This is a genomic window from Rheinheimera tilapiae (assembly GCF_042432165.1).
GTDB classification, from domain to species: Bacteria; Pseudomonadota; Gammaproteobacteria; order Enterobacterales; family Alteromonadaceae; genus Pararheinheimera; species Pararheinheimera tilapiae.
The window spans coordinates 623,590-637,314 of sequence record NZ_JBHLXP010000005.1; the positions used below are offsets into that span (position 1 = coordinate 623,590).

Below are 13,725 nucleotides of genomic sequence, written 5' to 3' on the forward strand. Positions count from 1 at the left end.
TTAATTTTTAGAATGTAGTACCAATGTTGAAACTGAAGTTCTCTTGCTCGTCACCTTCGTATTTGCGCAGGATCTTCGCGAGACTAAAGGTTAACGGGCCCATTGGCGAGATCCATTGCACAGTCAGACCGGCTGAAGCGCGCATCATACCTGCATCTGAATAATCCAGCAAACCAGGCTGGTAGTAGGACGAATCCAGTGCCTGAGTCAGACCTGTGTACCGATTAATGTCAAATTCGGTGTCCCAGACGTTACCGGCATCGACAAACAAACTGGTGCGCACTGAGTTGGCATAATCTTCTTTCAGGAACGGCGTAGGCGTGATGAGTTCAAGCGTACCAATCGCCATCGCGTTACCACCGAATGACCGGCGGGATACCTGATAAGTATCATATTTCGCCGAGTTTGGCAGCCCCCCGGTAGAAGTGCCGTTAAATGGATCAGGTAAACCTGGAATCGCATTCACATAACGATAAACAGCGCGTGGACCGATTACGCGGTTTTCAAAACCACGGAAGTTCTGACCACCGGCATAGAAGCTGTCGTTAAATGGTAAGGTATGGTCGTAACCATTGTTATCGCCATAGCCGTTGCCATAACCCAGTTCCAGCTTGCTAAGGAATGACCAGCCGTGATCGCTGCTTAGCGGAATATAATGCCGCGCCTCAAAGTTGGTTTTAAAGTACGTTAAATCTGAATTGGGCGTCGTTACCTTGATATTGGCACCCAGATAAGTACCGTCCGTTGGGAAAGTGCCGCGGTTTAACGTACTCATCACCCAACCGGCCAACAGTTCATAGTTAGTGAACTTGTAAGCTGCATCCGGATTTGCTGAATCAATCAAAACACCACGGAAATGGCGGATTTGGTCAAATTCTTGAATCGAGTTGATCTCGTTCCATACCACGTTGGCACCAAAATTCAGCCGGTTAAAGTCATTCAGCGGATAGCCGAAGTTTACACCCGTGCCATAACTCTTCTGGTTGTATGCTTCAAGACCCGCACGGCTACCGTCGAAGTCAGAATAAAACACTGAGCCACCGAGGCTGACGCCATCGAGGGTGAAATACGGATCGGTAAATGACAGATTCACCGACTTCTGATATTTGTTGGTATTAAAGCTGATGCCAGCAGAATTACCGCTGCCGAGGAAGCTTTGTTGCTCAACGCCAAACTGGAACGCCAGACCTTGATAACTACCAAAAGACACACCGGCGTTAAAGCTGCCCGACGGCCGTTCTTTGATCTTAAAGGTCACGTCGACTTTATCGTCGACACCCGGTACATCTTTGGTCTCGAACTCAACCTTCTCGATATACGGCAGGCGTTGGATAAATAACTTCGACATTTCCAGCCGGTCATTCGACAACCAGGAACCTTCCATCTGCCGCATCTCACGACGAATGACTTCGTCTTTCGTGGCCGCATTGCCGGTCACAGAAATGCGGTTAACATAGACGCGCTTGCCCGGATCAACGTTAATCGACAACGCCACTTCTTTAGTATCGTCGTTGATGTTCGTGCTGGTACGCACTTTCGAGTTGGCATAACCGAAGCTGGCCAGGAATTTAGCGATACTTTCTTCGGTGTAAGTCACCAAAGCGCCGTTATACAACTGGCCGTCTTTGAGTGGCAGCATGGCTTTAATCAGCTCATCCTGACCAATCAGGTCGCCAACAAACTCAATGCCTTTGATGTTGTATTGCACGCCCTCTTTGACTTGCAACGTAACATACACTGAGTTTTTATCCGGGCTGACCGCAACGGTATTGGCTTCGATATCAAAACGCAAATAACCACGATCCAGGTAATAACTGCGGATCTTTTCCAAATCGCCTTTTAAGGTGTCTTTTTGGTAACGGTCAGATGACATAAAACGCCACCACGGTAAATCGACCATCGACTCGATATCTTTCATGATCTCTTCGTCGCTGAACAATTCGTTACCGACGATATTGATCTGACGGACGGAGGCGGCATCGCCTTCTTTAAATTCCAGTTTCAGATTGACGCGGTTACGTGGCAGATAAGTCAGTTTGATCTCAACTTTGGCATTGTATTTACCAACACCATGGAAGAATTCGGTCAAACCATTTTCCAGTTCACGGATGATCGTCTTGTCCAGTTGTTCACCGACGATGATCTTCTGGTTAGTCAGACTTTCCTGTAACTGTTCTTCTTTGATGTCTTTGTTGCCGTCGAACTCCACCGCGTTAATGGTCGGACGTTCTTTGACGCGGTAGATGATGGCATTGCCATCGCGCAGCACTGTAATCTCATCAAAATGGCCAGCTGCGTACAACGTTTTGATACTTTTAGATAAAGTGTATTCTGTAACAGTGTCGCCGATGTTAAACGGCAGATTATTCAGGGCTGCACCTAAAGCGACGCGTTGTAAGCCTTCCACCTGAATATCTTGTACAGTAAATGATTGTTCAGCGAGCACCGACGCGCTGGCAGAGGCCAGCCACATCGCAGCTACTAATCGTTTAATTGTCATTGTTTTGGACTACTTTTGATTAGTTATTACAAACGAGAAATATCGTTGAGCAGCGCAATTCCCATTAACATCAGCAGAACGAAGGCTCCGATTTTAAAACCTGTCTCCTGCGCTTTCTCAGAGACCGGCCTGCCGCGTATTAGTTCCACGACAAGATACATTAAATGACCGCCGTCCAAAATAGGCAGCGGCAGTAAATTTACCACTCCCAGATTGACGCTAATCAGCGCCAGAAAGGACAGGAACGCAATCAGACCAAGGTCTGCACTGCTACCGGCACCTTGTGCAATGGCGATGGGGCCACTTAAATGTTTCACGGAAACGTCACCTAACAGCAGTTTCCCCACCATCGAGAAACTCAGCCGCACCAGTTGCCAGGTCTTTTGTATGCCCTGCCAAACCGCTTCTATCGGCCCATATTGCACCTGTTGAATAAACTGAGGGTCAACCGGTTGCACCTTTGGTGAGACACCAAGGAAGCCCTGATGAAAACCATCTGGTGTGAGTTGTGATGCAGGAGTCACCGTCAGTGTCACAGGCTGACCATCCCGTTCAACCAGCAATGACAGCGCTTTGCCCGGATTATTCTGGATAATTGTGACCATACTGGCCCAGTCAGTTAGTGCAACACCGTCCAACACCCGCAATTTGTCATGCAGCTGCAGACCTGCCGCAGCTGCCGGGCTATTAGGCTGCACTGAGCCCACATCTAACAATGGTTTCGCTTGCACTGGCACCATGCCAAGACTGCCAAAGACTGAGTCTCGTTCAGGGTCAAATTGCCAGCTGGTCAAATCCAGCTTCACATCGGCACCTGGACTGTTGCTATCATCCGCCATCGTCAGGGTAACACTGTCCCGACCGATTTGCTCCAGCAGTAACAGTTGCACGCCTTGCCAGTCCTGCACACTTTCGCCATTAACGGCAATAATTTGCTGATTTGGCAAATAGGCTTTGGCCGCTATCGAATCCGGCGTGACCTGTGCAACAACCGGTCGCAGGCTTGGCACGCCAATCAGATACATCAACATCAAGGCAAAAATGGCAAACAGGAAATTGGCGGCAGGGCCTGCGGCAATGACAGCCATGCGTTGTGGTACGGTCTTGCTGTCAAATGCCAGATCAGCATGCTGTGGCAACACCGGGTCGACCCGGCCATCGAGCATCCGGACATAACCGCCCAACGGAATCGCCGCGATTACGAACTCGGTGCCATGACGGTCACGCCAGCTAAACAGTGTTTTACCAAAACCAATCGAAAAACGTTGCACCAGAATGCCGTTTTTACGCGCTACCCAAAAATGACCGTATTCATGCACTGTAACCAGCAGACCAAGCGCTACAACAAAGCTCAGCAGGTTCCACATAAAATCAAACATCAGGACCAATCCTTTAATAACTTCAGCGAATACACACGGGCCTGACTGTCCAGCGATAAAATTTCTTCAAGATCAGCTACTTTGCTTGAAGCAAAATGATCAAGAACCTGTGCGTTTAACGCTGCGATCTGCGGAAAACGGATCTGCCGGTTTAAAAATGCTTCCACCGCGATTTCGTTGGCAGCATTTAACGCTGTGGTTGCGCCCTGGCCCGCCGCACAGGCTTGCTGCGCCAGATATAAACATGGATAGCGTTCAGGATCCGGCTTATCGAAAGTAAAAGCCGGCACTTCAAAGAAATTCAGCGGTTTAACATTGGAAGCAATACGTGCCGGAAAGGCCAGTGCATGGGCGATCGGTGTGCGCATATCCGGATTACCGAGCTGCGCCAGTACCGAACCGTCGGTGTATTGCACCATCGAATGAATGATGCTTTGTGGATGAATCACCACCTGAATATCGCTGACGCCGCAGTTAAACAACCAACGCGCTTCGATAAATTCCAAACCTTTGTTCATCATCGTCGCGCTGTCGACCGAGATTTTTTTGCCCATATTCCAGTTGGGATGGGCCACAGCCTGTTCCGGCGTGATCTGGTCAAAGGCATTCAGAGGCGTCTGGCGAAATGGCCCGCCGCTGCCGGTTAGCAGAATTTTGGCGATACCAGCGGTTTGTAGTTCACTCTGATAACAATGCTGCTGCAACGCTGCGGGCAAACATTGAAAAATCGCATTGTGTTCACTGTCGATCGGTAACAGCGTCGCGCCGTGTTGTTGTACCGCGCGGATAAACAACTCGCCGCTCATCACCAACGCTTCTTTATTGGCTAGTAGCACGGTTTTACCGGCCTTGACCGCCGCCAGTGTTGGCAGTAAACCCGCCGCACCGACAATAGCCGCCATCACGATCTCGGCATCCGGATGCGCAGCCAGTTCTGCCAGTGCGTCAGCACCTGCGACCACTTCAGTCGTCAAACCTGCTTGCTGCAGTTGCCGCTGCAGTTCAGCAGCATCAGCGGCATCACTTAGTGCTGCATATCTGGGCCGGAACTGCATACATTGGGCGAACAGCACGTCGAGACGTTTACCGCCGGTCAGTGCCAGTACCTGATACAAATCAGGATGTTGCGCTATCACATCCAGCGTACTGCAGCCAATAGAGCCGGTTGCGCCCAGCACTACTACTTGTTTTGGCATTAAAAACCACCAAACATAGCAACAAAAATTGCGAACAGCGGTGCCGTTGCGGTCAGACTGTCAATCCGGTCTAACATGCCACCATGACCTGGAAAGATGCTACCGCTGTCTTTGAGACCTGCGACACGTTTAAACATACTTTCAGACAGATCACCAAACACCGATAACAACGTCAGAATCACCGCAGCAGCAAACCATAAACCGGTTTGTTCAGGCCAGCCTTGACCTGCAGCAACGACGCCGACCAGCAGCAACACAAACAGCAATCCGCCAGCAAAACCTTCCAGCGTTTTCCCCGGACTGACATCGGGCATCAGTTTGTGTTTCCCAAATGGTTTACCGATGACGTAGCCGCCAATGTCTGCCGCCCAGACCAGCCCTAACATCAGACAAATCAGCCAGGCGCCGGTAAAGCTGGATTGGTCGAAATTAACCTGACGGACTAACAAAATCGCAGTGAAACTAGGCACCAATGTCAGTACCCCCATCAGTGCTTTGATAGCCTGGTTGCCGGCCCAGAAACGTTGGGAAACGCGAAAGCTTAGCACCAGCAACACAGCCAGCAACCACCAGATCACGCCTAACCACAACAAAGCTTGCACGGCATAATTCGTCTGCACCGGCCAGTGTAACGCTGCAGGAGTCACTAGATACACGGCACCATACAACATTGAAATCAGCGTGGTAAAAGCGGTCTTGCTACTACTGGTATGCCAGCCACAAAAACCGGCCCATTCCCAGGCTGCCACTGCAAAAGCCGTTGCCAGAAAGATAGCAAAGCCGATCGGCGGCAAATAAAACACCGCCCCTAGCGCAAGCGGAGCCAGCACTAAAGCTGTGATCACCCGTTGTTTAAACAAATCTATTATCCTTGTCCAGTTGCCGCTGCCAGCTCGCGGATCTGCGCGCCGGTACAGCCGAAACGTCGTTCGCGGCTGACAAAACTGGCGATAGCATCGGCAAATACCTGATCATCAAAATCAGGCCATAAGGTATCAATAAAAAGCAGCTCCGCATAGGCAGCCTGCCAAAGCAAAAAATTGCTGATGCGGATATCACCACCAGTACGGATCATCAAATCCAGTTCAGGCTGGTCGTGCATCTGGATATGGCTGGCGAGTAACTGTTCGTTGATGTCTTCAGCACGCAAGGTACCTGCTGCGACCTGAGTTGCCAGCTGTTGCGCTGCCTGAGCAATATCCCAACGCCCGCCATAGTTTGCCGCCACATTCAGCGTTAAACCGGTATTGCCAGCAGTCAGCGCTTCGGCTTCTGCAATTTTGGCCTGTAATTTTGTGCTAAATCGCGACAAGTCACCGATGATGTTCAACCGGACCTGATTTTTATGCAGCAATTTGATCTCTTTTTGCAGCACAAACATAAACAGTTCCATCAGACTGCTGACTTCGTCTTCTGGCCGGCGCCAGTTTTCGCTGCTAAATGCAAACAGCGTTAATGAAGGAATATTCAGTCGACGGCAAAAGCTGACCGCGCGACGCACCGCGTCCACACCTTTTTTGTGGCCCCAGACTCGGGGTTTGCCTTGTCGTTCTGCCCAACGGCCATTGCCGTCCATAATGATTCCGACATGCCGGGGTAGCGCTTGATCCATCGTCGAGCTTGTAATAGTCATCCGTCGAAATATCCGCATTGAATGCTGTTTTTATCAACAAAAAAGCGCCGCGAAGGGGTCTGCACGGCGCTTTCCATCAGCCATGGACAGTCATCAGACTTCCATGAGTTCCTTTTCTTTCGCTGCCAGAACTTCATCAATCTTTTTGATGAACAGATCGGTCAGCTTTTGCGTTTCTTCCGCGGCGCGGCGTTCATCATCTTCACTGATTTCTTTGTCTTTTTGTAACGCTTTAAAATCAGCGTTCGCGTCGCGACGGATATTGCGCACAGCAACACGAGCACCTTCAGCTTCAGCGCGCACTACTTTAACCAGATCGCGACGACGCTCTTCAGTCAGCGCCGGTAACGGCACCCGGATGCTGGTGCCGGCACCGATTGGGTTTAAGCCTAAATCAGATTGCATAATCGCCTTTTCCACAGCCTGGATCATCGAGCGATCAAATACTGTGATCATCAGCGTGCGGGAGTCTTCAGCAGAGACGTTGGCACATTGACGCAGCGGCGTATCCACACCGTAATAAGACACGTGAATACCATCAAGCAGGCTCGGGTGAGCGCGGCCGGTCCGGATTTTCGACAGCTGGTTTTTCAGCGCATCTACGCTTTTATCCATCCGGGTTTTGCTGTCTTGCAGAATATCGTTAATCACTTGGTTGTTCCTTCGCGTACTGTCGGCTCGAAAAAAGTGCCGGTAGTTTACTGTAAATTTTCAGCGTGGTCGATCACTGTACCTTCCGCTTCGCCCATCGTCACGCGCTTCAGTGCGCCTGGTTTATTCATGTTAAACACACGGATTTGCAGGTTATGGTCACGCGCTAAAGTGAATGCAGCTAAGTCCATGACTTTTAACTCTTTTGACAGAACTTCATCATAAGTCAGGCTGGCGTATAAAGTTGCCGTTGGATCTTTTACCGGATCGGCGGAATAAACTCCGTCTACTTTTGTCGCCTTTAACACGGCATCCGCTTCGATTTCGATGCCACGTAAACAGGCGGCTGAGTCTGTGGTGAAAAATGGATTACCGGTGCCGGCAGAGAAAATCACGACACGGCCGGATTTCAGCAGGCTGATGGCTTCAGCCCAGCTGTAGTTGTCACAAACGCCATTCAGCGGGAATGCACTCATCAGGCGAGCGTTAACAAAGGCACGGTGCAGCGCATCACGCATCGCCAGACCATTCATCACAGTGGCCAGCATGCCCATGTGGTCACCCACCACACGGTTCATGCCGGCTTTTGCCAGACCTTCACCGCGGAAAATGTTACCACCGCCAATCACGATACCCACCTGGATCCCAAGCTCGACCAGCTCTTTGATTTCGGCAGCCATCCGGTCCAGCACTTTGGGATCAATACCAAAGCCTTCATCGCCCATCAGGGCTTCACCACTGAGTTTTAACAGGATTCTTCTATAGGTAGGTTTTGGATTGATGCTCATAGGATCCCCATCATGCTGGTCAGTTAAAAACATAGAATGCAATGAAACTACTGAGGCGGTACTGACAGATGGACTGCAGTTTCCACAGGTTTCACTTAAAAAAAACCGCGGCTGGCAAGCCAGTCGCGGTTAGTGTAGTCGGTTTCAGCGTCATGCTGAAGCGCGATTATTTCTTCGCTGCAGCGATTTGAGCAGCAACTTCAGCTGCGAAGTCAGTTTCCTGCTTCTCGATGCCTTCGCCTACTTCCAGACGGATGAAGCTGACTGCTTTCGCGCCGTTTTGCTTCAGGAAGTCGCCTGTAGTAATAGCTGGGTCTTTCACGAATGGCTGACCAGTCAGAGATACTTCGCCAGTGAACTTAGTCATCCGGCCAGCAACCATCTTCTCAGCGATTTCTTTTGGCTTACCGCTGTTGATAGCGATTTCGATCTGGATTTCCTGTTCTTTTGCCACAACGTCAGCCGGAACTGAGTCTGGAGTCAGGAAAGATGGGTTGTTTGCAGCAACATGCATAGCAACATCTTTTGCTACGTCTTCGTTACCGCCTTCCAGTACCACTAACACGCCGATACGGCCTGAGTGCGTGTACTGACCGATCACGTCACCCTGAACTACAGAGATGCGGCGGATGTTGATGTTTTCACCGATTTTAGCAACCAGTGTCGCGCGTGCTTCTTCAACAGTCGCTTCGCCCAAAGAGGCAGCGCTTAACGCTTCCACAGTGAACAGCTGGTTGGCGTGTGCCAGGTCAGCAGCAGCATTGGCGAATGCCAGGAAGTTAGCATCACGGGCAACGAAATCTGTTTCACAGTTGAATTCAATTGCAGCAGCGTAACCGTTACCAACGCGAGTCAGTACAGTACCTTCTGCAGCGATCCGACCAGCTTTCTTGGCAGCTTTGGCCTGACCGTTTTTACGCATTAATTCAATTGCGCCTTCGATATCACCGTTGGTTTCTTCTAAAGCTTTTTTGCAGTCCATCATGCCAGCGCCAGTGCGCTCGCGTAATTCTTTAACCATACCGGCAGTTACGGCCATGGGGAATTCCTCGTTTCAATCGGGTTAGACAAACAGGGGCGAAGCCCCTGTCAGATTAAAAGGTGAATGGGGTCAATCTGATGACAGACCCCATACAGCTGTATTACTCAGCTGCAACGAAGTTGTCGGCTTCAGCCTGAACTTCGATGTTTTTATCACGGCCTTCTGCGATAGCAGCATTGACGGCGCTCAGGTACAGCTGGATAGCGCGGATCGCGTCATCGTTACCTGGGATAACAAAATCAACACCTTTTGGATCAGAGTTTGTATCAACGATAGAAACCACTGGGATACCCAGGTTGTTGGCTTCTTTGATCGCGATGTGTTCATGGTCAGCATCGATCACGAACAGAGCGTCTGGCAGACCGCCCATATCTTTGATACCGCCTAAGCTCTTTTCCAGTTTTTCCATTTCACGGGTACGATCCAGAGCTTCTTTTTTGGTCAGCTTGTCGAAAGTACCGTCCTGGCTCTGAGATTCCAGGTCTTTTAAACGCTTGATGGACTGACGAACAGTTTTCCAGTTAGTCAGCATACCGCCTAACCAGCGGTGGTTAACATAGTACTGGTCAGCTTGTTTAGCAGCTTCTTTGATTGCTTCAGAGGCAGCGCGTTTGGTACCAACGAACAGGATTTTGCCTTTCTTCGCAGCCACTGACTGGATGAAAGTCAGTGCGTCATTCATCATTGGAACAGTTTTTTCCAGGTTGATGATATGAACGCGGTTACGGGCGCCGAAAATGAACGGCTTCATTTTTGGATTCCAGTAACGAGTTTGGTGACCGAAATGTACGCCCGCCTGGAGCATATCGCGCATTGAAACTTTAGCCATTTGAGTAATTCCTTAAAGGGGGTTAGGCCTCCATACATCCCATAGATCCGACTGAAGCGAGCTTCAGCACCCCGGCTTATGTGACGATGTATGTGTGTTGTTTAACTTAAGTTTGGGTTTGCAATATTGACGCTGACGGCTCTTTTCAGAATTTCGTCGGCTTTATTTGCCAAATTGCGGCGCGCTTTATACCATAGGCGCCCCGTAAACACAACGAATTGTGTAGTTTTACAGCAGAGAGCACCCCATGGCCGCGACGATCAAAACCCCGGAACAAATCGAAAAAATGCGCATTGCAGGCCGTCTGGCGGCAGAAGTGCTGGAGATGATCGAACCGCATGTGAAACCGGGTATCACTACCGGCGAACTCGACCGGATTTGCCACGACTATATGGTCAATGTGCAAAAGACCATCCCTGCCCCGCTGAATTACCACGGTTTTCCAAAATCGATTTGTACGTCAGTCAACCATGTGATTTGTCACGGTATTCCGGCGGATGACAAAGCGTTAAAAGACGGCGATATCGTCAACATCGACATCACCGTGATTAAAGACGGTTTTCATGGCGACACATCCAAAATGTTCGTCGTCGGCAAACCCAGCATTCTGGCCGAACGGCTGATCCGGGTCACGCAGGAATGTTTGTACCTTGGTCTGAAAAAAGTCAAAAACGGCGCGCGCCTCGGCGATATCGGTCATGTGATCCAAGTCCATGCCGAGAAGCATAACTATTCAATTGTGCGCGAATATTGCGGCCATGGCATCGGTGAAGTTTTCCATGAAGACCCGCAAGTGCTGCACTACGGCCGGCCAAACACCGGTGACGTGTTAAAAACCGGCATGTGTCTGACGGTAGAGCCGATGGTCAACGCTGGAGAACGTCACAGTAAATTACTGAAAGACGGCTGGACGGTTGTAACGAAAGATCGTAGTTTATCCGCTCAGTTCGAGCACACGATTGTCGTGACGGACACGGGTTGTGAAATTCTGACCTTGCGATCAGATGACACTATTGAGCGGATCCTGACAGCGGACGCCTGAGCGCGGTCCCTGTCAGCACAGGGTAACAGCGCATGACAACGGCTATGGTCTTTGAAAAAACAGTCCCGGGCCAGTTTACCCTCGACGGTTATAAAAAACATTTCAGCGACTTTCTCGACTGGCTGAAGGTCGCTTCGGCCAGCCAAAGCGTGGCAACGCTGGTGCGGGCCAGAGCTCGTTTTATTGACGAGGTGCTGCAACAGCTGTGGCGCCATTACCAGTTACATCAGCACAAAAGCCTGACCTTAATTGCCGTGGGTGGTTATGGCCGTGGTGAGCTGCATCCCTATTCTGATATCGATTTATTGATCCTGACCGAATCACGCTTAAGCCGTGAACAGCAGGAACAAATTGGCCAGTTTGTCACTATTTTGTGGGATTTACGTCTCGAAGTTGGCCACAGCGTTCGCACCATCAAAGAAACGCTGACACTCGGCCGCGACGACATCACCATCGCCACCAACCTGATGGAAATGCGTTTTCTCTGTGGTAATCAGCCTTTATTTGAACAGCTATCGCACGAAGTCGGTAAAGACAACTTCTGGCCGAGTAAAGACTTCTTCCAGGCCAAGCGCCATGAACAACAAGGCCGTCATGCGCAGTATCACGGTACGGCGTATAACCTCGAACCGAATTTAAAAGCCAACCCAGGTGGCCTGCGCGACATCCAAACTGTTGGCTGGGTGGCGAAAAAACATTTCCGCACCCGTACCATGCGCGAGTTAGTGGCGCACCATTATCTGACAGAAGATGAATATCAGGAGCTGATGGAGTGTGAGGCCTATCTGTGGCAAATGCGGTTTGCCCTGCACCTCGAAGCTGGTCGCAATGAAAACCGCATTTTGTTTGATTATCAACCTGCAGTTGCGCGCTGGCTCGGTTTTGGTGATGATGGTAAAGCCTCGGTCGAACGGATGATGAAGCGCTTTTTCCGCACCGTGCAGCGAGTCAGCGAACTGAACGAAATGCTGTTGCAGCATTTTGAAGGCAACATCCTAAAAAGCCACAGTAAATTCAAAGCGCAAAAGCTGGATGATGTGTTTGAGCAACATGGTCATTTAATTTTTGCTTCTGACAAAGCTGTATTTGCCCGGCGCGAGAATATTCTGAAGTTGTTCTGGCACATTGCTGAACAACCGCAAATCCAGGGCATTCATTCCGAAACGTTGCGCCTGCTGCGTCAGGTGCGCCGTCGTCTGATGGGCGATCTGCAGGACTATCAGGGCTGCCGCGATTTATTTATGGCGATCATCCGCCATCCGCAAGGTATGGACCGCGCTATCACTTTGATGCACCGCCACGGCATCCTGGCCGCTTATTTACCGGCCTGGCGTAACATTGTTGGCCAGATGCAGTTTGATTTGTTTCATGCTTACACCGTCGATGAACATACTCACCGCCTACTGAAAAACCTGCATCGCTACACCGAGCCGGAGTTTGCTAACGAATTCCCGCTGTGCACCGATATTGTCAAACGGCTGGAAAAACCGGAACTGCTGTATTTGGCCGGGATCTTCCACGATATCGCCAAAGGCCGTGGCGGTGACCATTCTGAACTCGGCGCTATCGATGCCCGCGAGTTTGGCAAAATGCATAAACTCAGTGAATTTGATACCAAACTGATTGTCTGGCTGGTGGAACAACATCTGCTGATGTCGGTAACGGCGCAGCGCCGTGATATTCACGATCCGGCCGTGATCGCCGAATTTGCCGACAAAGTTCGCGACGAAACCCGATTGAATTACCTGTATTGCCTGACACTGGCCGATATCCGCGCCACTAACGATAATCTGTGGAATGACTGGAAAGGCTCGTTATTGCGTGAGCTTTATCTCGGTACACAAAAAGCGTTCCGGCGTGGTCTGGAAAAACCGATGGACCTGCGTGATCAGATCCGCGAACACCAGACTGAAGCGCTGCGCTTGTTAGCAGAGACAGGCATTACCGAAGATAAAGTGTTACCGCTGTGGGCAAAATTCAAAGCCGATTATTTTGCCCGTTACAATCCGAAACTGATTGCCTGGCATAGTGAAAACCTGCTTGCGCACACTGATTTCGGCAAGCCAATGGTACTGGTCAGCCCGACCGCGATGCGCGGCGGCACGCAGGTCTTTGTTTATACTGCGGACCAACCAAAACTATTTGCCCGGATGGTGGCGGCGCTCGACAGTAAAAAAGTCAGTATTTTTGATGCCCAGATCATGACTAACAAAGATGGTTACGCCATGGATACCTTTGTGGTGCTGGAGCAAAACGGCAATGCGGTTACGTCCACTTCCAGGATCCAGAGTATTAAAAAGGCTCTGGAGCAGGCAATTGGCCAACCCGAGCTGGTGCTGAACGCCAAAGTGCGCGTCAATAAGCAGCTCAAAGCTTTCCATGTGCCGCCAAAGGTGGTGTTTTTACCCGGCAAAAATAAACAACGCACGATGCTCGAACTGGCAGCGCTCGATATGCCGGGTTTGCTGGCCACTATTGGTCAGGTGTTTGCGCAGTGCGAGATTAATATCCATGCTGCCAAAATCACCACTATCGGCGAACGTGCTGAAGACTTTTTTATGATTTCAACCCGCGAGGACCAGGCGTTATCTGCTGACGAGCAGGCGATTTTGCGCCGGGTGCTGGTGGAACAACTCACAGATGTTACAGAAGGCTGAAGAACCAC

The 13,725-nt window shown here is 50.4% G+C and carries 11 protein-coding genes; 2 read left to right on the plus strand and 9 right to left on the minus strand.

Annotated elements, in window-relative coordinates:
- Positions 1–7: 7 nt before the first annotated feature.
- The 9 genes from bamA to rpsB all read right to left on the minus strand — a co-directional run bounded on the left by bamA (position 8) and on the right by rpsB (position 10,018).
- Positions 8–2,500, minus strand: coding sequence for an outer membrane protein assembly factor BamA (gene bamA / locus ACFFJP_RS19235; protein ID WP_377248180.1), 2,493 nt, complete (start codon positions 2,498–2,500; stop codon positions 8–10).
- Positions 2,501–2,526: 26 nt separating this feature from the next.
- Positions 2,527–3,879 carry a sigma E protease regulator RseP gene (rseP, locus tag ACFFJP_RS19240; protein WP_377248183.1) on the minus strand — a complete coding sequence of 451 codons (1,353 nt, stop codon included), beginning with the start codon at positions 3,877–3,879 and terminating at the stop codon, positions 2,527–2,529.
- Complete coding sequence (gene ispC / locus ACFFJP_RS19245) at positions 3,879–5,075, minus strand: 1-deoxy-D-xylulose-5-phosphate reductoisomerase (RefSeq protein WP_377248186.1); 1,197 nt, start codon at positions 5,073–5,075, stop codon at positions 3,879–3,881. The genes rseP and ispC overlap by 1 nt, the downstream gene beginning before the upstream one ends.
- Entirely contained in the window at positions 5,075–5,935 is an 861-nt protein-coding gene (locus tag ACFFJP_RS19250; protein ID WP_377248189.1) for a phosphatidate cytidylyltransferase, read from the minus strand. The genes ispC and ACFFJP_RS19250 overlap by 1 nt, the downstream gene beginning before the upstream one ends.
- 5 nt (positions 5,936–5,940) lie before the next feature.
- Positions 5,941–6,708, minus strand: coding sequence for a polyprenyl diphosphate synthase (gene uppS, locus ACFFJP_RS19255; protein WP_377248192.1), 768 nt, complete (start codon positions 6,706–6,708; stop codon positions 5,941–5,943).
- A 93-nt stretch (positions 6,709–6,801) separates the two neighbouring features.
- Complete coding sequence (frr, locus tag ACFFJP_RS19260) at positions 6,802–7,323, minus strand: ribosome recycling factor (protein ID WP_377248479.1); 522 nt, start codon at positions 7,321–7,323, stop codon at positions 6,802–6,804.
- 83 nt (positions 7,324–7,406) lie between these two features.
- The gene (gene pyrH / locus ACFFJP_RS19265) at positions 7,407–8,147 is read right to left on the minus strand and encodes a UMP kinase (RefSeq protein ID WP_208932338.1); all 741 of its coding nucleotides are present in this window, start codon (positions 8,145–8,147) and stop codon (positions 7,407–7,409) included.
- Positions 8,148–8,313: 166 nt separating this feature from the next.
- A complete protein-coding gene (tsf, locus tag ACFFJP_RS19270) occupies positions 8,314–9,186 on the minus strand; it encodes a translation elongation factor Ts (protein ID WP_377248197.1) in 873 nt (290 codons plus the stop codon).
- Between the two features lie 103 nt (positions 9,187–9,289).
- The gene (rpsB, locus tag ACFFJP_RS19275; RefSeq protein WP_208932340.1) at positions 9,290–10,018 is read right to left on the minus strand and encodes a 30S ribosomal protein S2; all 729 of its coding nucleotides are present in this window, start codon (positions 10,016–10,018) and stop codon (positions 9,290–9,292) included.
- 247 nt (positions 10,019–10,265) lie between these two features.
- Here rpsB and map point away from each other — a divergent pair, with 247 nt between their 5' ends.
- Both map and glnD read left to right on the plus strand, forming a co-directional pair.
- On the plus strand, positions 10,266–11,060 hold the full coding sequence (map, locus tag ACFFJP_RS19280; protein ID WP_377248200.1) for a type I methionyl aminopeptidase: 795 nt from the start codon (positions 10,266–10,268) through the stop codon (positions 11,058–11,060).
- A gap of 32 nt (positions 11,061–11,092) precedes the next feature.
- Positions 11,093–13,717: a [protein-PII] uridylyltransferase gene (glnD, locus tag ACFFJP_RS19285; RefSeq protein ID WP_377248203.1), complete on the plus strand. Its 2,625-nt coding sequence runs from the start codon at positions 11,093–11,095 to the stop codon at positions 13,715–13,717.
- Positions 13,718–13,725 lie beyond the last annotated feature (8 nt).

Bases quoted from the DNA above. Each gene is read 5' to 3' on its own strand.
- bamA (WP_377248180.1), bottom strand. From the start codon at position 2,500: ATGACAATTAAACGATTAGTAGCTGCGATGTGGCTGGCCTCTGCCAGC.
- rseP (WP_377248183.1), bottom strand. From the start codon at position 3,879: ATGTTTGATTTTATGTGGAACCTGCTGAGCTTTGTTGTAGCGCTTGGT.
- ispC (WP_377248186.1), bottom strand. From the start codon at position 5,075: ATGCCAAAACAAGTAGTAGTGCTGGGCGCAACCGGCTCTATTGGCTGC.
- uppS (WP_377248192.1), bottom strand. From the start codon at position 6,708: ATGACTATTACAAGCTCGACGATGGATCAAGCGCTACCCCGGCATGTC.
- frr (WP_377248479.1), bottom strand. From the start codon at position 7,323: ATGGATAAAAGCGTAGATGCGCTGAAAAACCAGCTGTCGAAAATCCGG.
- pyrH (WP_208932338.1), bottom strand. From the start codon at position 8,147: ATGAGCATCAATCCAAAACCTACCTATAGAAGAATCCTGTTAAAACTC.
- tsf (WP_377248197.1), bottom strand. From the start codon at position 9,186: ATGGCCGTAACTGCCGGTATGGTTAAAGAATTACGCGAGCGCACTGGC.
- rpsB (WP_208932340.1), bottom strand. From the start codon at position 10,018: ATGGCTAAAGTTTCAATGCGCGATATGCTCCAGGCGGGCGTACATTTC.
- map (WP_377248200.1), top strand. From the start codon at position 10,266: ATGGCCGCGACGATCAAAACCCCGGAACAAATCGAAAAAATGCGCATT.
- glnD (WP_377248203.1), top strand. From the start codon at position 11,093: ATGACAACGGCTATGGTCTTTGAAAAAACAGTCCCGGGCCAGTTTACC.